The 16771-nt window shown below is 58.6% G+C and carries 14 protein-coding genes; 11 read left to right on the top strand and 3 right to left on the bottom strand.

Annotated elements, in window-relative coordinates; genetic code table 11:
* Window positions 1-66 precede the first annotated feature (66 nt).
* Complete coding sequence (locus tag RHM65_RS09020) at window positions 67-2343, bottom strand: mechanosensitive ion channel domain-containing protein (protein ID WP_416194734.1); 2277 nt, start codon at window positions 2341-2343, stop codon at window positions 67-69.
* Window positions 2344-2572: 229 nt separating this feature from the next.
* On the opposite strand from RHM65_RS09020, the gene RHM65_RS09015 reads away from it, so the two are divergent.
* The 4 genes from RHM65_RS09015 (at window position 2573) to mobA (ending at window position 7475) form a co-directional block, all read left to right on the top strand.
* The gene (locus RHM65_RS09015) at window positions 2573-4924 is read left to right on the top strand and encodes an FdhF/YdeP family oxidoreductase (RefSeq protein WP_322166301.1); all 2352 of its coding nucleotides are present in this window, start codon (window positions 2573-2575) and stop codon (window positions 4922-4924) included.
* 270 nt (window positions 4925-5194) lie between these two features.
* On the top strand, window positions 5195-5671 hold the full coding sequence (locus RHM65_RS09010) for a nuclear transport factor 2 family protein (protein WP_322166302.1): 477 nt from the start codon (window positions 5195-5197) through the stop codon (window positions 5669-5671).
* Between the two features lie 197 nt (window positions 5672-5868).
* Window positions 5869-6849, top strand: coding sequence for a GTP 3',8-cyclase MoaA (gene moaA, locus RHM65_RS09005; RefSeq protein WP_416195102.1), 981 nt, complete (start codon window positions 5869-5871; stop codon window positions 6847-6849).
* 44 nt (window positions 6850-6893) lie between these two features.
* Window positions 6894-7475 (top strand): molybdenum cofactor guanylyltransferase MobA, encoded by a 582-nt coding sequence (mobA, locus tag RHM65_RS09000; protein WP_322184749.1) that lies wholly within the window; start codon window positions 6894-6896, stop codon window positions 7473-7475.
* 20 nt (window positions 7476-7495) lie between these two features.
* Here the strand turns inward: mobA and RHM65_RS08995 are convergent, their stop codons facing one another.
* Both RHM65_RS08995 and RHM65_RS08990 read right to left on the bottom strand, forming a co-directional pair.
* Complete coding sequence (locus RHM65_RS08995; RefSeq protein ID WP_322184747.1) at window positions 7496-8746, bottom strand: aspartate aminotransferase family protein; 1251 nt, start codon at window positions 8744-8746, stop codon at window positions 7496-7498.
* Window positions 8747-9005: 259 nt separating this feature from the next.
* Window positions 9006-9842: an IclR family transcriptional regulator gene (locus RHM65_RS08990; protein WP_322166306.1), complete on the bottom strand. Its 837-nt coding sequence runs from the start codon at window positions 9840-9842 to the stop codon at window positions 9006-9008.
* Window positions 9843-10084: 242 nt separating this feature from the next.
* Here RHM65_RS08990 and RHM65_RS08985 point away from each other — a divergent pair, with 242 nt between their 5' ends.
* The 7 genes from RHM65_RS08985 to RHM65_RS08955 are packed head-to-tail and all read left to right on the top strand — an operon-like array spanning window position 10085 to window position 16641.
* The gene (locus RHM65_RS08985; protein WP_322166307.1) at window positions 10085-11113 is read left to right on the top strand and encodes an ABC transporter ATP-binding protein; all 1029 of its coding nucleotides are present in this window, start codon (window positions 10085-10087) and stop codon (window positions 11111-11113) included.
* Window positions 11110-11982 (top strand): ABC transporter permease, encoded by an 873-nt coding sequence (locus tag RHM65_RS08980; RefSeq protein ID WP_322166308.1) that lies wholly within the window; start codon window positions 11110-11112, stop codon window positions 11980-11982. Before RHM65_RS08985 ends, RHM65_RS08980 begins: the two co-directional genes overlap by 4 nt.
* A 3-nt stretch (window positions 11983-11985) precedes the next feature.
* The gene (locus tag RHM65_RS08975; RefSeq protein ID WP_322166309.1) at window positions 11986-12780 is read left to right on the top strand and encodes an ABC transporter permease; all 795 of its coding nucleotides are present in this window, start codon (window positions 11986-11988) and stop codon (window positions 12778-12780) included.
* 15 nt (window positions 12781-12795) lie between these two features.
* Window positions 12796-13086: a (2Fe-2S)-binding protein gene (locus RHM65_RS08970; RefSeq protein WP_322166310.1), complete on the top strand. Its 291-nt coding sequence runs from the start codon at window positions 12796-12798 to the stop codon at window positions 13084-13086.
* On the top strand, window positions 13083-14435 hold the full coding sequence (locus RHM65_RS08965) for an FAD/NAD(P)-binding oxidoreductase (protein WP_322184745.1): 1353 nt from the start codon (window positions 13083-13085) through the stop codon (window positions 14433-14435). The genes RHM65_RS08970 and RHM65_RS08965 overlap by 4 nt, the downstream gene beginning before the upstream one ends.
* Window positions 14432-15598, top strand: coding sequence for an FAD-binding oxidoreductase (locus RHM65_RS08960; RefSeq protein WP_322184743.1), 1167 nt, complete (start codon window positions 14432-14434; stop codon window positions 15596-15598). Before RHM65_RS08965 ends, RHM65_RS08960 begins: the two co-directional genes overlap by 4 nt.
* The gene (locus tag RHM65_RS08955) at window positions 15598-16641 is read left to right on the top strand and encodes an ABC transporter substrate-binding protein (RefSeq protein WP_322184741.1); all 1044 of its coding nucleotides are present in this window, start codon (window positions 15598-15600) and stop codon (window positions 16639-16641) included. Before RHM65_RS08960 ends, RHM65_RS08955 begins: the two co-directional genes overlap by 1 nt.
* Window positions 16642-16771: the final 130 nt, after the last annotated feature.

Here is a 16771-nt window from a genome sequence, read left to right as displayed (position 1 = left end):
GAATGAATTCGCTCCCACCAAACCGTGGTGGAGCCACTTTTTCCTACAGACTCTTGCGAAGGCGGTTTATACGGTCGGCGCCGGGCTCTCCGATCCGTCGCCATTGGTCACCGTAGGTTTGGCGAGCGCCGGTTGTTCTTCAACGCCAGGCTCACGTTGGGGGCTCATGACCATCTGTGGATAAGTTTGGGCAAAATGCACATTCGGGGTTTTATCCACAAGCTTTTTCAACCGCTCGTTGAACGCACGGCTCACGCCATATTGCCCGCCCGAAACGGTGCGGAATTGCGCGGTCAACACAATGCCGTTCAGGTCCATACGGTCCAAACCGAACACTTCCAACGGCCCTTGCAGATTGCTGCTGAGCAACAGGTCATCACTGATGGAGCTGCCCGCCTCGCGAATCAACGCCATGGCCGAATCAATGTCAGTGTCATAAGTAAACTGAACGGCAAAGAACGCGTACGCAAACTGCCGGGATTGGTTGGTCACCGCCTTGATCTGACCAAACGGCACCGAGTGCACAAACCCTTTGCCGTCGCGCAACCGCAAGGTGCGAATGGTCAGGCTTTCAACCGTCCCGGAGTGCCCGGAATCCAGCACCACCCAATCGCCGATGGAAATCGTGTCTTCGATGATGATGAACAACCCGGTGATCACGTCTTGCACCAACTGCTGCGAACCAAAACCGATGGCCAGGCCGACCACACCGGCACCGGCCAGCAGCGGCGCGACGTTGATCCCGAGATTGGCCATGGTGGTGATCGCGCAAATCACCAGCAGGATGACTTTTATCGCGTTGCGCAACAGCGGCAGAATGGTTTTTATCCGGGTGCTGGGCTGATGCGATGAGCGTTTGTTCATCGGCGGCTTCAAGGCTTCCTGAATCGCCGTATCCAAAATCACCCACAGCAACCACGTGACCAGAAAGATCAGGCCAATACGGCTCAGCGAATCACTGATTGCACGGCCAACGGTATTACCTTGGGCAAACTCCAACAGCGAAAACCCCCAAATCCGTGCCAGCACTTCGATGAACGTCACGGCCAACACGATTCGCAGCACCGCATGCAGCAAGCTCAGCAGCCGTGTTTTATACACATGACCGCTATGATCATCGGGCTCCGATGGCTTGAAAAGGTGGTGAAAGATCGTGCTCAAAAATACCGTGGCGATCAACAGCACGGTGGTCAGTAATGCGCAGCGCAAGGCCTTTTGGCTGTCTTGGCCGGCGCCGACCAGGTGGATCGCCGAGACAAGAATCATCAACAAAATCGGCAAGTACCACACGCTGGAAAATATATTCAGTGACTCTTGCAACGCGGGTTGTCGCAAGCGGCCCGCTAACGACCGATCGCGAATCAGGTGAGCAACCGGGCGCCGTAATTTGATCACCAGAATGCAGAACACCACCGATGCAAACAGTCCGGTGAACACCGCGATGCTGCTGGTGATGTTGCTGCCCAACTGACGGGAGATTTGCGGGCTGGTCAGCGCATCGCTCAACGCCGCAAGAAAGCCAATCACGAACAGCGGCCGTGGGCTGTATTGGCGAATGATGCGCACCGCAACGCGCTTGTGCCCGGCATTGAACATCACGATGACGCACAAGATCACTGACGTCGAAACAATACCGCTGCTGGTGGCGTAAGCGAAACACAGCGCCAACGCGCGCCCGACGGATGTCTGCAGGAAATGGCTGACGTACAAGGTCAACGGCAAGCTGACCACCGCCGGTAATGTGTACGACAACAGGTAGTGAAGCAGCGCTTGCGGACGGTAACGCCTGGCGAGGAAGCGATGCTGACTGAGACGCCTGGAGATAAAACGACCTAACAGCAAAAGCGTCGCGAACGCGCCGATCCACACCGCAGAAAGCATCAGGAAATCGCCAGCGATGCTGACCTTCGAGCGTGAGGTACGCTGATTTACCAGAACATCCATTTCATCAGCGGCGCGATCTGCTCGCAAGCGCCAGGCGTCAACCAGATGGTTGCTCATGTCGAGATTATCTTGGACGCTATCAATGCTGGAACTGATAGCCCCCAGCAAACCGCCTTGAACCAGAATCTCCGGTTTAGCAGGTTGCGATGCCGGCGCGGCGGGTGTGGCTGGCGCCGGAGCCGCGGGCGTAGTCGCGGGCGCCGCAGGTGCAGTCGTCGCGGCGGACGCGGGTGTCGCTGGGGCTGCCGGTGCCTTGGCGGCGGCCGGGTCAGCGGCGGCGGCAGGCGTTGCTATCCCCACCGCATCAAGCACAAACCCGGGGAGTTCAGCAGCTTGCAGGTTGAAATTTCCCACGCAGAATAGAAAGCACAGCAGCGAAATGGTCTTGAACTTCAACAAAACTCTGGCCCCTCCAACGTTAATTCGCCCATAAACATGAAGCACCTTGGAACTGATCGATATTAGCTGCGCAAGTTCGTTTAGCCTTGCGCACGGTCATGCAAGTGCGCGTAAAAAAAGGCGTTATCGCCGTCCGTAAGCGGCAACGAACCTTTTGCCGCGCCGCCTCGTCGTAGCTTCATAACGCTGAAGTTGTAACAGCATTACGGTCTGCCAGAGGTGACATCCGATGCTCATTCATCCGAAAGCACGCTATAAGCCCTACGAATCATCGTCCGGGGGCTGGGGCTCAGCGAAGTCAGTGATGGAAATTCTCTGGCGCGAGCAAGCCCTGATCAAAGCGCCCGTAGCATTGTTAAAACAAAACAAGCCCGGAGGATTTGCCTGTGTCAGTTGTGCGTGGGCCAAACCCGGCAAACCGCATCACCTTGAGTTTTGTGAGAACGGCGCCAAAGCCACCGCGTGGGAACTGACCTCACTCAAGACCAGCCCGGCGTTTTTTCAACGACACACGGTCAGTGAATTGCTGCAATGGCCCGATTATGACCTCGAACAGCACGGACGTCTGACCCATCCGCTGCGTTATGACCGCGCCAGCGATAAATACCTGGAAACCACGTGGGAAGAGGCCTATCGCGACATCGGTACGCAACTTCGGGCTATGGAACCTGAACGCGTGGTGTTTTATGCCTCGGGCCGCGCTTCGCTGGAAACGTCGTTCATGTACCAATTGTTTGCCCGGGCTTACGGCAATAACAACCTGCCCGACAGTTCGAACATGTGCCACGAAAGCACCTCGGTGGGCTTGCAGGAAAGTATTGGCGTGCCGGTCGGCACGGTGACGCTGGCAGATTTCGAGTTAACCGACTGCATCTTTTTCTTCGGTCAAAACGTTGGCAGCAACAGTCCGCGCATGCTTCACCCGTTGCAGGAAGCGCGTAAGCGCGACGTGCCGATTATTACCTTCAACCCCTTGCGCGAGCGTGGACTGGAGCGTTTCGTCAATCCACAATCGCCGGCTGAAATGCTCGGGCCTGAATCCACCGTCATCAGCACCCAATACCATCAGGTGGCAATTGGTGGCGACTCTGCCGCCGTGATGGGCATCGCTAAAGCGCTGTTCGAGATGGACAAGGCAGCGCTGATCAGGGGCGAACCGGCAGTCATCGATCAAGGGTTTATCGCCGAGCACACCGAAGGGTTTAACGAGTTTGCCACCGCCGCGCGTAGCTGCGAATGGAACGTCCTGGAGGCACGCGCCGGCCTTTCGCGCTCGGCGATGGAAGCGGCAGCCACCGTGTACGCCCGCAGCGAACGCACGATGTTCGTCTATGGAATGGGGTTGACTCAGCATCGCCACGGCGTGGAAAACGTGCAGATGCTGGTCAACTTACTGTTGCTACGCGGCAACATTGGCAAACCCGGCGCTGGTATTTGTCCGGTGCGCGGGCATTCCAACGTTCAGGGCCAGCGCACAGTGGGCATCACCGAGGATCCGAAAAAAGTCCCTGTGGATAAAATCGAAGCGCTGTTCGGTTTCCATGTACCTGAGAAAAAAGGCCTCTGCACAGTGGATGCCTGCGAAGGCATTCTCGACGGTAGCGTGCATGCCTTCATCGGGCTGGGCGGTAATTTCTTACGCGCCGTTCCTGATACCTCGCGCATGGAGCCGGCCTGGCAAAACCTGCAGTTGAATGTGCAAATCGCGACCAAGCTCAATCGCACCCATTTGGTGACGGCCGAACAGAACTGGCTGTTGCCGTGTTTGGGCCGAATCGAGATTGATCGGCAAAACGGTAAGGCTCAGGCCTACAGCACAGAAGACAGCACCGGCTGTATTCACGGTTGGTGGGGCAATAGCGAACCTGCCAGCGAACACCTTCGATCAGAAACTGCAATCATCGCCGGGTTGGCGCTGGCAACGTTGTCTGGCATCGAACGTATTGATTGGGAAGCATGGCGCGGCGACTACGCGCAAATTCGCTCTGCCATCGGTGAGGTCTACCCGGAAATATTTCACGACATGGAAACCCGGATGTGGGAACCCGGCGGTTTTCACCGGCCGCTCCCGGCAGCCGAACGGAAGTGGAAAACCCCCAGCGAGCGCGCCCAATTCATTGTCCCTAAGAGTCTGAACGAAAACACTGACGTCAATCCCGGACCTGACCGTCGTGATGTGCTGCAACTGATGACGCTGCGCAGCAATGATCAATTCAACACCACGATTTATGGCTACGAAGACCGCTTCCGTGGAATCAGTGGCACTCGCAATGTGGTCTTCATGAATCGCAACGACGTCGTGCGTTTAGGGTTCATCGCTGGGGATTGGGTGATGCTCACCACCGCTGTCGAGCTGGAAGTGATTCGAGAAGTCGGTCCGATGCAGATCGTCGCCTATGACATTCCCGAAGGCTGCACCGCAGGCTATTACCCGGAATGTAATCCACTTGTCCCGCTCTGGCACCATGCCGAGCGCAGCAAAGTGCCGGCTGCGAAATCAGTTCCGATTACTCTGCGCAAAACCCAACCGAGGCCTGAAGACCTTGAACGTGCGGTGCCGGATAAGGACCAGATTCAGTAAGGCTCTGTAGGCGCTGCAATAAGTGAATGTTCAGTACCTACTGTTCTGTGTATGCCGGTTTTTCGCAGCCTTCGCAGCGTGTGCCTGCCGAGAAGAATAGAATCGAAAGTGAGAGCGGTGTATGGCAGGCTGATTGCTCGCCAGTTGGTGCCTGATGGGCTTCTCTGTAGAGAACGTCTTGTGGGCGAAAATACCTTGCGCAGTCTCAGGCACGCCGCTTCGCGAATGAACTCGCTTTACCGTCATGCGTTTTTAACAGGAGATTTCTTAATGCCTAACGCCGAAACTCGCCCACCGTTACCTCCGTTTACCCGCGAATCCGCCACGTTGAAAGTTCGTTTGGCCGAAGATGGCTGGAACGGCCGCGACCCGGAAAAAGTCTCACTGGCGTATACCCTCGATACTAAATGGCGCAATCGAGCGGAGTTCGCCAGCAACCGCGAGGAAGCCAAGGGCTTTCTGACACGCAAGTGGGCCAAGGAGCTGGATTACCGCTTGATCAAGGAACTGTGGGCCTTCACCGACAATCGTATTGCTGTGCGGTACGCCTACGAATGGCATGACGACTCGGGCAATTGGTTTCGCTCGTACGGCAACGAAAACTGGGAGTTTGCTGAAAACGGTTTGATGGCCCATCGATTTGCCTGCATCAACGACGTGCCGATTAAAGAGTCCGAACGCAAATTTCACTGGCCGCTGGGTCGCCGTCCAGATGATCACCCCGGTCTTTGCGACCTCGGTCTGTAACGCATGCATCAACGTTGGGACGGCATGGAAGGCTGCCGATAGATCGTATCTATCATTCATTCACCAATAGCGATTGGATAAATAGTTGTGAGCCGCTTAGGCTCGCGAGGCAAACTTGTCTAACCGCCAAAATCCACAATAACGTTCCCGCGCCAGCCATGAGAGCGAATGAGGTGACATTGCAAGATCGGATCCTGATGGACAGCTACTCGCGCAAGGTCGATTACCTGCGCATGTCGGTGACTGATCGCTGCGATTTTCGCTGTGTCTATTGCATGGCCGAAGACATGGAATTCTTGCCGCGCCAACGCATCCTGACCCTGGAAGAGCTTTTCCAGTTGGCGGAACGCTTCGTCGCTCTCGGCACCCGCAAGATTCGCCTGACCGGGGGCGAACCGCTGGTGCGTCCCGGCGTGGTCGAGCTGTGTCGGCAAATCGCCGCGCTGCCAGGATTGCGTGAGCTGTGCATGACCACTAATGGTTCGCAACTGAGTCGGTTGGCTGGCCCGTTGTTCGATGCGGGCCTCAAGCGCCTGAACATCAGCCTCGACAGCCTTAACCCCGAGCGCTTTCGTGAGCTGACCCGCACCGGCGACCTGAGCAAGGTGATTGCCGGGATCGACGCCGCCAGCGCGGCCGGGTTTACCCATACCAAACTCAACTGCGTGGTGATGAAGGGCCGCAACGAGCACGAAATCGTTGATCTGGTCAGTTTCGCCATCGACCGCAAACTCGACATCACGTTTATCGAAGAAATGCCCTTGGGCATCATCAGTGAACACAGCCGTGCCGATTCATTTTTCTCCAGCGCCCAAGTACGCGAGCTAATCGCCGAGCGCTACACCCTGATCGACTCCGCAGAATCGACCCAAGGCCCGTCGCGTTACTGGCGTTTGGCCGAGGCGCCGGATATACGCGTCGGCTTTATTTCGCCCCACAGCCACAACTTCTGCGCGACCTGCAACCGGGTGCGCCTGACCGTGGAAGGCCGCTTGCTGCTGTGCCTGGGCAACGAACATTCGGTGGACCTGAAAGCCGTTTTGCGCAGCCATCCCGGTCAGCCGCAGAAGCTGGAAAATGCCATCATCGACGCCATGCACCTCAAGCCCTACCGCCACAACTTCGAAATCAACGATGATGTGCAGGTCGTGCGGTTCATGAACATGACAGGCGGCTAGTGCCGCTGTCTTGAGCCGCTTTTGCTGCACAGCCAGGCGCCACCATGACCACTTCTCCACGTCACAACCCGTGTTCGATCTTGCTACTGGCCGGTGGGCGAGGTCAGCGCATGGGCGGTCAAGACAAGGGGCTGATGCTGTGGAATGAACGGCCATTGATTGCGTATGTGCACGAGGTTGTCAGGCCGCTGACAACCGATCTGATTATTTCCTGCAACCGGAATCAGGCGCGTTATGCGGCGTTTGCCGACCAGCTAGTGGGCGATGAACAACAGGATTTTCCGGGGCCGCTGGCGGGGGTTTTAGCGGGGCTTGGGATTGCTCGTCACCCATGGATGTTGGTACTGGCGTGTGATGCGCCGAGGATTGACCGCGCATTGATTGAGCAACTGTTGTCGGGCGCCGATTCTGCGGCGTCACCGCTCATGGTGCGCCAGGCAGGGCAATGGCAACCGATGTTCAGCTTGATTCCGACCGCGTTGTTGCCCGTGTTGCGCAAGCGCTGGGAGGCTGGCGAGCGCAGCCTGTTACGGGCGTTGTTGGGGCAGGATTTAAGGGCAATGGAATGCACGCCCGATGATCCAAGGCTCACCAACTTCAACACCCCGGACCTGTTAAAAACCTAAGATCCAGGGCATCTGTAGGATCAACGCAACTGCGCCAAACACCCTTCAAGAATATCCAGCCCTTCGTTGAGCACATGCAGTTCGGTGGTCAGCGGCGGCAGCAAGCGGATGATGTGTCGCGCTTTGCCACTGGGCATCAGTAGCAGGCCTTTGTTCCGGGCGGCTTCAAGTAACGCGGCCAATTGGGCGGTGGCGGGTTTACCCTCTGGGGTTGTCAGCTCGATTCCGCGCATTGCGCCCACGCCGGTCAATCGCCGGAGAAATGGTGAGAGCTTGCTGTCAATCCAGTGTTGGTAACGGGTGGCGATGGCGTGGCTCTGGGCCTCGCCCCATGCCGACAGGTTAGCGTCGGTCAGTTGTTCCAGCGTGGCCAGGCCGGCGGCGCAGGCGATGGGGTTACCCGAATAGGTGCCACCCAGTCCGCCTTTTGGCAGCACATCCATGAGCGCTTTTTTGCCCACGACTGCGCCGAGTGGCATGCCGCCCGCGATGCTTTTACCCAGCAGAAGCAGGTCCGGTTCGATCCCCAAGCGCGAAAAGGCGAAGCGTTCACCGGTGCGGCCGAACCCGGACTGGATTTCGTCGATGATCAGCAAAATGCCTTTTTCATCGCAGAACGCGCGCAGGTTTTGCGCGAACTCGATGTCCATCGCGAGAAACCCAGCTTCACCTTGAATCGGTTCGAGGATGAAGCAGGCGATGTCGGCCACGTCGATTTCGACGCTGAACAAGCGGTCCATGGCCTTCATGGCCTCGGCGACGGTGACGCCGTTATCCTTGCTCGGGTAAGGCAAGTGGAAGACCGGACCGGGCAGTACGCCGACTTTTTGCTTGTACGGCGTCACTTTGCCATTGAGGTTCAAGGTGGCGAGGGTTCGGCCGTGAAAGGCGCCGTCGAAAGCAATGACTGCGGTACGTCCGGTGCAGCCACGGACGATTTTCAACGCATTTTCCGCTGCCTCGGCCCCGCTGTTGGTAAGCATGCCGCTGACCGGGTAACTCACCGGAATGAACGCTGCGAGCTGGGCCATGAATTGTTTATACGGGCTGTGGGGCACGGCGTTGAAGCAGTAATGGGTCAGTTTGGTGGCTTGTTCGCGAATGGCGTCGACGATACGCGGGTTGCAATGCCCAAGGTTCAAAACGCCGATCCCGCCGACGAAGTCGATGTAGCGTTTGCCGTCTTCATCCCAGACTTCGGCGTTCTTGCCGTGGTCCAGGGTAATGGGGTGGACCCTGGAAATCGAACCGCTGATCGATGATTCGCTCATGCTTGGCTGCTCATACAAAAGACTTCGTCAAAAAAATGCGTGGGGTTATATAAGCGAGGAATGCACTCCGGTCACAAGCGAAATTAAATCGCGGGGTTATTCCTGAAATTCGTGCATGCCTACTTCGATCAATGCGGGGACTCAGAGGCAAAGCTTCCCGAATGAATTCGGTCCTACAGAGATCAGGTTTATCGGTGGGACCGAATTTATTCGGGAAGGGAACGACCCGGTGTTTCAGGCACATTGCGAAGCCTGCGATTTAACTTCTTCCCCCAAAAATCTGCGAAGGCCGGCGCAGGGTGGGGTCGAAAGGGTTGATCTTAGGGCCGATGGCCGCCGCTTCGCGTTTGAGCAACTCAACTACCGTCGGCAGTCGATCCGGCCCCAAGCGATCAGTGATGGTCGCAACGCTGAGCGCCGCAACGGCATGCCCGTCGCGGTTGAGAATGGGCACGGCAAGGCCGGCCATTCCCGGCAGCGCGCCGGTATTGCGCGCCGCATACCCCAGGCGCCGAACGTTCTCCACTTCCGAACGCAGAAACACTTCGTCATACAGGTGAAAGTCCTTGAGCCGTGGCAGGTTGTAGCAGATCACGGTCTCGCGCTCTTCTTCAGGCAAGAACGCCAGAATCGCCAAGCTGCCCTGCCCCACGCCCAACGCCACGCGCCCGCCGATGTCGCCGGTGAAGGTCCGAATCGGGTATGGCCCCTCGCTGCGGTCCAGGCAAATGGCATCGAAGCCGCTGCGGGCCAACAGAAACAATGAATCCCCCAACGAGGCACTCAGTCGTAACATGCTTGGCCGAACCAGATCCCGAAGGTTACCGGTGTTGCCTGCCCGCGCCGCCAATGCGAAAAACTCCAGGCTCAGCCGGTAGCGCTTGCTGCGCTCGTCCTGCTCGACCATGCCTTCGTCCATCAGGTTGCGCAGCAAACGGTGGGTGGTCGGTTGCGACAAACCGACCTGCTGCGCCAACTGGGTGACTCGCTCGCCGCCGTCGGGGGCGGTGCCAAGGGTGCGCAATACGGCAAACAACCGGGAGACACTGCCAACGCCGACTTCTTTCGGCTCATGATTCCGCTCAGTGGAAGACATGGCTTTATTTCCTTCTTATAAATTTGGTCATCGAATAAAAGTGAAAAAAGTAATCCTTTCAGTGAAATTTGCTCTTTCGCACATCCTAGGCTTCGTCCTAATCTGAGTCCACAGGGGCGAATCGAACAACACTGGCAGCCGGCTTAGAACGAGCGCCAACGCACCCCGCTGTATCCCTTCGCATCTGCCCATTACAAAAGAGCGTGTTTCGACGCGCCCAATAAACAAGGTGGAACGCGCACATGGCATTTCTCCAACTCGAAGGCCTCAGCAAACGCTATGGCGCCATCGACGCCGTTGTCGCCACGGATCTGGCGGTTGAAAAAGGCGAATTCGTTTCTCTGCTCGGCCCCTCCGGCTGCGGCAAAACCACCACCCTGCAAATGATCGCGGGCTTTGTCGACGCCACGGCCGGGCGCATCGTGCTGGACGGCCGCGACATTACTCACGCCAAACCCAGCAGCCGTGGGCTGGGCGTTGTGTTTCAAAGTTACGCGCTGTTTCCCCACATGACCGTCCGCGACAACGTCGCTTTTGGCTTGCGGATGCGTAAGGTGCCATCGGCCGATATGGCCCGGCGCGTGACCACGGTATTGGACTTGGTGCGATTGGCAGCGCATGCCGAGCGTTACCCGCGAGAATTGTCCGGCGGCCAGCGCCAGCGTGTGGCCCTGGCCCGCGCATTGGTGATTGAACCGCCCGTGCTGTTGCTCGACGAACCGCTGTCCAACCTCGACGCCAATTTGCGCGAAGAGATGCAGTTTGAGATTCGTCGCATCCAGTGCGAAGTCGGCATCACGACCTTGATGGTGACCCACGATCAAGCGGAAGCGCTGTCGATCAGTGACCGGGTGGTGGTGATGCAGGCCGGCCGCGTGACCCAGATCGACGAGCCCTACAAACTCTACGAACATCCGCGCACGCCGTTTATTTCCGGCTTCGTCGGCAAAGCCAACATGCTCGCCGGAGACCTCGATGCCGCCGGTTGCCCGCAGGTACGCCACACCCCTGGCCATGGCGCGCTAACCCTCAGTTTGCGCCCGGAAAAAATCGACCTGCTCGACGCCGGCAACGGTCGGTTGCAGGGGCGTATTTCAGTCCGCTATTTCCTCGGCAGCCAATGGCTGTACCGCATCGACACTGCATTGGGCGAACTAACTGTGGTCCGCCGCAACGACGGCAGCGCGCCGCTGACTGAAGGCACGGCGGTGGGACTCGACTGGCAAGCTGATTTATTGCGCGTGCTGGCCGCCGACGAGGTGCATGCATGAATGCGCTCGCCTTTTTGCGCAACGGCGGACGTGGTTATCTGCTGTCACTGCCGGCCATTATTCTGTTCAGTTGCCTGTTGATACTGCCGCTGGTGCTGACGCTGGTGTTGTCGTTCAACGTGTTCGACTACCAGCTTGGGGTCAAAAACGGCGAGTTCACCTTCGCCCATTACATCGACCTGTTCAGTGATTCGTACTATTACGAAATCTTCTTTCGCACGCTGTGGATCAGCGCCGTGGTCACGCTGTTGTGCGTGGTGATCGGCGTCCCCGAGGCGTACATCCTCAGCCGCATGGGCACACCGTGGCGCTCAATTTTCCTGATTTTGATTTTGACCCCGCTGCTGATTTCCGTGGTGGTGCGGGCATTTGGCTGGAGCTTGCTGCTCGGCTCCGATGGCTTGGTCAACCAGGCGATTCAGGCGTTTGGCGGACATCCGGTGAAGCTGCTCTATACCTCGTTCGCGATAATCATCGCGCTGGTCCACGTGATGCTGCCGTTCATGATCATTCCGGTCTGGACCTCGCTGCAAAAGCTCGACCCCTCGGCTGAACAAGCCGCGCTGTCCCTCGGCGCCAGTCAGGCCAAGGTCATGCGCTTGGTGGTGCTGCCGCAAGTCATGCCCGGTGTGCTGTCGGGGACGCTGATCGTCTTCGGGTTGTCTGCCAGTTCCTTCGCCATTCCCGGCCTGTTAGGTGGACGACGTTTGAAAATGGTCGCCACCGTGGTCTACGACCAATACCTGTCGGAACTGAACTGGCCCATGGGCGCGGCCATCGCGGTGGTGCTGCTGGTGATCAATTTGCTGGTGATGCTGACGTGGAACCGGTTTGTCGAACGCCGCTATAAAAAGACCTTGGGGGAATAAGACATGTCCAAAAACGGTCCTTTGTCGTTAAGTTTTCATGCCTTGGTGGTGGTGTTCATGATGGCGCCGCTGGTGGTGGTGTGCCTGGTGGCGTTCACTCCGGAAAACACCCTGAGCTTGCCCACTTCGGGGTTTTCCCTGCGCTGGTTCAAAGCAGTGTTTGAACGCGCCGATTTCATTCATGCGTTCTACAACAGTCTGATTCTGGCGTTCGTGGCCGCCTCGCTGGCGACCCTGATTGCCGTGCCCGCCGCACTAGCGATCACCCGCTATACATTCCCTGGCCGCGACTTCCTGAACAGCCTGTTTCTGTCGCCGATCATCATGCCGCACTTGGTCTTGGGCGTGGCCATGCTGCGGCTGTTCGCGCTGATGGGGGTCAACGGCAGTTTCGCCTGGCTGATGCTTGCCCACGTGGTGATCATCACGCCGTACGTATTGCGGTTGGTGATCGCCGCCGCCATCGGCATCGACCGCAGCGCTGAACAAGCCGCTGAATCATTGGGCGCCAGCCGCTTTACCCTGTTTCGCCAAATCACCTTACCGATGATTTTGCCGGGTGTCGCCGGGGGTTGGCTGCTGGCGTTCATCAACAGTTTCGACGAGGTCACGCTGTCGATTTTCGTCAGTTCGCCATCGACCCAGACCCTGCCGGTGCGCATGTACGTGTACGCCACCGAATCCATTGACCCGATGATGGCAGCAGTGTCGGCATTGGTCATCGCGTTAACCGCAGCGGCCATGATCGTGCTCGACCGGGTCTATGGCCTAGACCGAGTTTTGGTCGGTAAACATTGAGAGGGATGCACTGACATGGCGTTGTTTAAACGATTGGTCGAGAAAGATCGACCGACGCTGGCGTTCACCCTCGACGGTCAACCGGCCACCGGTTTGCAAGGCGACACCCTGCTGACGGCCGTGTTGACCTGCGGCGAGTTCGTGCGCGGCAGTGATTTCAGCGCCGAACCGCGCGCGGGCTTTTGCATGATGGGCGCCTGCCAGGATTGCTGGGTGCGCTTGGATGATGGACGCCGCGTGCGGGCCTGCTCGACGTTGCTGGAAGCCGGACAGATCATCAGCCGTGAACCGGGGCGCCGCCTATGAACGTGGTGATTGTTGGCGCGGGTCCGGCCGGAATTCGGGCGGCACACACTTTGTTGGCCCACGGCGTTAAAGCCTGTTTGCTTGACGAATCGCCACGCGGCGGCGGTCAGGTCTATCGCCGCCAACCGGCCAACTTTCGGCGCACGGCTAAACAGATTTATGGCTTTGAGGCGTCGAAGGCCGAATCGGTGCATCGCGCCATCGACGATCTGTCGACCCAAATCGACTACCGTCCCGAGACGCTGGTGTGGAATGCCGAAGACGGGCGCCTGGACACCTTGAGCGATGGTCATGCTCGCGCAGTCAATTATTCGCAGATTATCGTCGCCACCGGCGCCACCGACCGCATTTTGCCGGTGCCGGGCTGGACGCTGCCCGGGGTCTACAGCTTGGGCGCGGCGCAGATTGCGTTGAAGTATCAGGGCTGCGCCATCGGTGAGCGCGTGGCGTTTTGTGGCAGCGGGCCGCTGCTGTATCTGGTCGCTTATCAGTACGCCAAAGCCGGGGCCACGGTGGTCGCGGTACTCGACAGCGCCCCAATCAGTGCGCAATGCCGGGCGCTACCGGCATTGCTTTGCCAACCCGCCCTTTTGGCCAAAGGTTTGTATTACCGCAGTTGGCTAACCGCCCACGGCATTGCGGTGCATCAGGGCGCAACCCTGGAACGTATCGACGGCGAGCAACGGGTTGGCGCCATCACTTGGCGCCAAGGTAAACACCAGCAACGGCTGGAATGTGACGCGGTGGCATTCGCCCACGCCCTGCGCAGCGAAACCCAATTGGCCGACTTGTTGAGCTGCGACTTCTACTGGAGTGAGTTGAACCGCGCCTGGTTGCCGTCCCGCGACAGCGCAGGTCGCAGTTCGGTTGAGGGCGTGTACTTGGCCGGCGATGGCGCCGGGATCATGGGCGCCGATGGAGCGGAAATGACCGGTGAGCGGGCCGCACTGGCCGTACTTGAAGACAATGGACGCGCCATCGACAGCGCTCGCAGCCGGTTTTTGGAACACAAACTCGCGGCCATCGAGCACTTCCGGCATGGGCTGGAAACGGCGTTCCCGTTCCCGACCGACTGGGCGACCAATGCGCCAGACGAATTGATCGTTTGCCGCTGTGAAGAAGTTTCAGCCGGTGAAGTCCGTGCGGTGGTGGATGACGGCCACTGGGAACTTAATCGGGTCAAAGCCCATTGCCGGGTGGGCATGGGCCGCTGTCAGGGCCGGATGTGCGGATCGGCGGCGGCAGAGATTGTCGCCCAACGCAGCGGCCGAGCGCTGAACAGCATCGGTCGGTTGCGCGGTCAGGCGCCGATCAAACCCTTGCCGTTTGGCGTGGAGATTGAGTCATGAGCACGCTGATCGAAACCGATGTCGTGGTGCTCGGCGGCGGCATCGTCGGGGCTTCGGCGGCCTTGATGCTCGCGCGCAAAGGCAAACGGGTGGTGCTGCTGGAGCGTGATTTTTGTGGCTCGCATTCCAGCGGGGTTAACTATGGAGGTGTTCGCCGGCAAGGTCGGCCACTGAGTCAGTTGCCCTTGTCCCAGCGCGCCCACGCGATGTGGGACAACCTGCTCGAACTGATCGGCACCGACGGCGAATACGTGAAATCAGGGCATTTGAAACTGGCCCGCAGTCACGAGGACATGGCCGCCCTTCAATCGTATGCCGACTCCACACGCGGTTTTGGCTTGGGCTTGCAGTTGCTTGATCGCGCCGAACTTCGCGAGCGTTATCCGTGGGTGGGGGACGTGGCGCAAGGAGCGTCGTTGTGCCCGGACGATGGCCACGCCAACCCGCGTTTGATTTCGCCCGCTTTTGCCCGTGCCGCGCAACGTGCTGGCGCCCGGGTGTTCGAGCAGGCCAACGTCATCGACATCGAACATGACGGGCAAGCATTCAACGTCCACTGCGCCAACGGGATCAAGGTTCGCGCGCCGTGGCTGCTCAATTGCGCTGGCGCCTGGGCCGGGAACGTCGCCGCCCAATTTGGCGAGTCGGTGCCGATGCGCACCGGGCACCCGGCGATGCTGGTCACCGAACCGTTGCCCATGGTGATGGACGTCAGCACCGGGGTAGAAGGCGGTGGGATTTATGCGCGCCAAGTGGCGCGGGGCAATTGCGTGTTGGGCGGCGGCCAAGGGTTTGCAATGACCCCGGAGCAGGCACGTCCAGGCCAAGCCGCCGTGCTTGAGATCCTGCGCAACGCCGCCGAGCTGTATCCGTTTCTTGCGCACGCCCAAGCGATTCGGACCTGGAGCGGCACCGAAGGTTATCTGCCAGATCGCGAACCCGTGATTGGCGTCAGCACCACCCAAGCGGGTTTGCTGCACGGTTTCGGTTTCGCCGGGTCCGGTTTCCAGATCGCCCCGGCGGTGGGTGAGGCCCTCGCCGAACTGGTGTGTTCAGGTTCCGCTACACAGCCGATTGAAGCGTTTTCAATCGCTCGTTTTCAAACCACTCAAACCGCGCAAGCGGGGACCGTCGTTCAATTGCCTAGAGGAAGATCGCGTTAATGAAGAACATCAATCGTATCGCCCTGTCTTGTCTACCCTTGGCCAGCTTGCTAATGACGGGCACGGCCCACGCCGATCCGACGCTGTACCTGGGCATGAACGGCGGCACCATGGAACGGGTTTACGCCGACAAGGTGTTGCCCGCATTCGAGAAGGCCAACCACGTTAAAGTCGTGATCGTGCCTGGCACCTCGTCGGACATTTTGGCCAAGGTTCAAGCGAGCAAAGACAACCCACAGATGCACGTCATATTCCTCGACGACGGCATCATGTACCGCGCCATTTCCATGGGTTTGTGCGACACGCTTCAGGACAGCCCGGTGCTGGCGGATATTCCGGCCAAAGCGAAGATCAAGGATCAGGCCGTGGCCGTGACCCTCGGCGTAACCGGCCTCGCCTACAACACGCGAATGTTTAAAGAAAAAGGCTGGAGCGCGCCGACTTCGTGGATGGACTTGGCCAACCCGCAGTTCAAGGACAAGGTGGTGTTCCAGTCCCTGGCGTCATCGACGTTCGGCCTGCACGGTTTCTTGATGTTCAACCGTATTCAGGGCGGCAGCGAAGCCAACGTTGAACCGGGCTTCAAAGCGTGGCCGAAAACCGTCGGCCCTAACGTTTTGGAATACATCGCCAGCTCGGCGAAGATCTCGGAAATGGTCCAGACCAATGAAGCGGCCATCTTTCCGCTGACCCCGACCGGCGTCAGCACCCTGCAACTGCTGGGCGTGCCGGTGGAATACGCGCAACCGAAAGAAGGCGCCGTGGTGCTTAACGTCGCCGAATGCGCCATCGCCCACAACGACCAACCGGAACTGGCGCAAAAACTGGCGGCGTTTCTGCTGAGCCCAGAAGCCCAAGGCCCGGCACTGGAAGAAGGCGATCAAATCCCTTCCAACCCAAAAACCCCAACCACCGACAAAACCCGCGCTCGAGTCGAGGCCATGAACAAATACCTGGAAACAGCGATTTCGATCGATTGGGATCAGGTGAATCAACAACGGCCAGAGTGGAATGCGCGCTGGAGCAAGACCATCGAGCGGTAGGTCTGGAGAGCCGAGTCAATCGGCTATAGGAGTGAACGTGTTCGCGAAGCGGTGTGCCTGATAAACCGCATTCAGCCTACCGCCAACACGTTGGCCCCTACAGATTGTGTTTGCTGCATCAATGTCGGCG

The sequence above is a fragment of the Pseudomonas sp. CCI4.2 genome (genome assembly GCF_034350045.1).
In the GTDB taxonomy this organism is placed as follows: domain Bacteria; phylum Pseudomonadota; class Gammaproteobacteria; order Pseudomonadales; family Pseudomonadaceae; genus Aquipseudomonas.
The sequence above is the reverse complement of the archived record's forward strand: the minus strand, read 5'-3'. Positions and strand labels throughout refer to the sequence as shown.

What these genes read in the sequence shown, in the direction of transcription:
- RHM65_RS08955 (WP_322184741.1), top strand. Translation starts at nt 15,598, where the DNA reads ATGAAGAACATCAATCGTATCGCCCTGTCTTGTCTACCCTTGGCCAGC.
- moaA (WP_416195102.1), top strand. Translation starts at nt 5,869, where the DNA reads ATGGACAGCTACTCGCGCAAGGTCGATTACCTGCGCATGTCGGTGACT.
- RHM65_RS08965 (WP_322184745.1), top strand. Translation starts at nt 13,083, where the DNA reads ATGAACGTGGTGATTGTTGGCGCGGGTCCGGCCGGAATTCGGGCGGCA.
- RHM65_RS08960 (WP_322184743.1), top strand. Translation starts at nt 14,432, where the DNA reads ATGAGCACGCTGATCGAAACCGATGTCGTGGTGCTCGGCGGCGGCATC.
- RHM65_RS08995 (WP_322184747.1), bottom strand. Translation starts at nt 8,746, where the DNA reads ATGAGCGAATCATCGATCAGCGGTTCGATTTCCAGGGTCCACCCCATT.
- RHM65_RS08980 (WP_322166308.1), top strand. Translation starts at nt 11,110, where the DNA reads ATGAATGCGCTCGCCTTTTTGCGCAACGGCGGACGTGGTTATCTGCTG.
- RHM65_RS09010 (WP_322166302.1), top strand. Translation starts at nt 5,195, where the DNA reads ATGCCTAACGCCGAAACTCGCCCACCGTTACCTCCGTTTACCCGCGAA.
- mobA (WP_322184749.1), top strand. Translation starts at nt 6,894, where the DNA reads ATGACCACTTCTCCACGTCACAACCCGTGTTCGATCTTGCTACTGGCC.
- RHM65_RS08970 (WP_322166310.1), top strand. Translation starts at nt 12,796, where the DNA reads ATGGCGTTGTTTAAACGATTGGTCGAGAAAGATCGACCGACGCTGGCG.
- RHM65_RS08975 (WP_322166309.1), top strand. Translation starts at nt 11,986, where the DNA reads ATGTCCAAAAACGGTCCTTTGTCGTTAAGTTTTCATGCCTTGGTGGTG.
- RHM65_RS08990 (WP_322166306.1), bottom strand. Translation starts at nt 9,842, where the DNA reads ATGTCTTCCACTGAGCGGAATCATGAGCCGAAAGAAGTCGGCGTTGGC.
- RHM65_RS08985 (WP_322166307.1), top strand. Translation starts at nt 10,085, where the DNA reads ATGGCATTTCTCCAACTCGAAGGCCTCAGCAAACGCTATGGCGCCATC.
- RHM65_RS09015 (WP_322166301.1), top strand. Translation starts at nt 2,573, where the DNA reads ATGCTCATTCATCCGAAAGCACGCTATAAGCCCTACGAATCATCGTCC.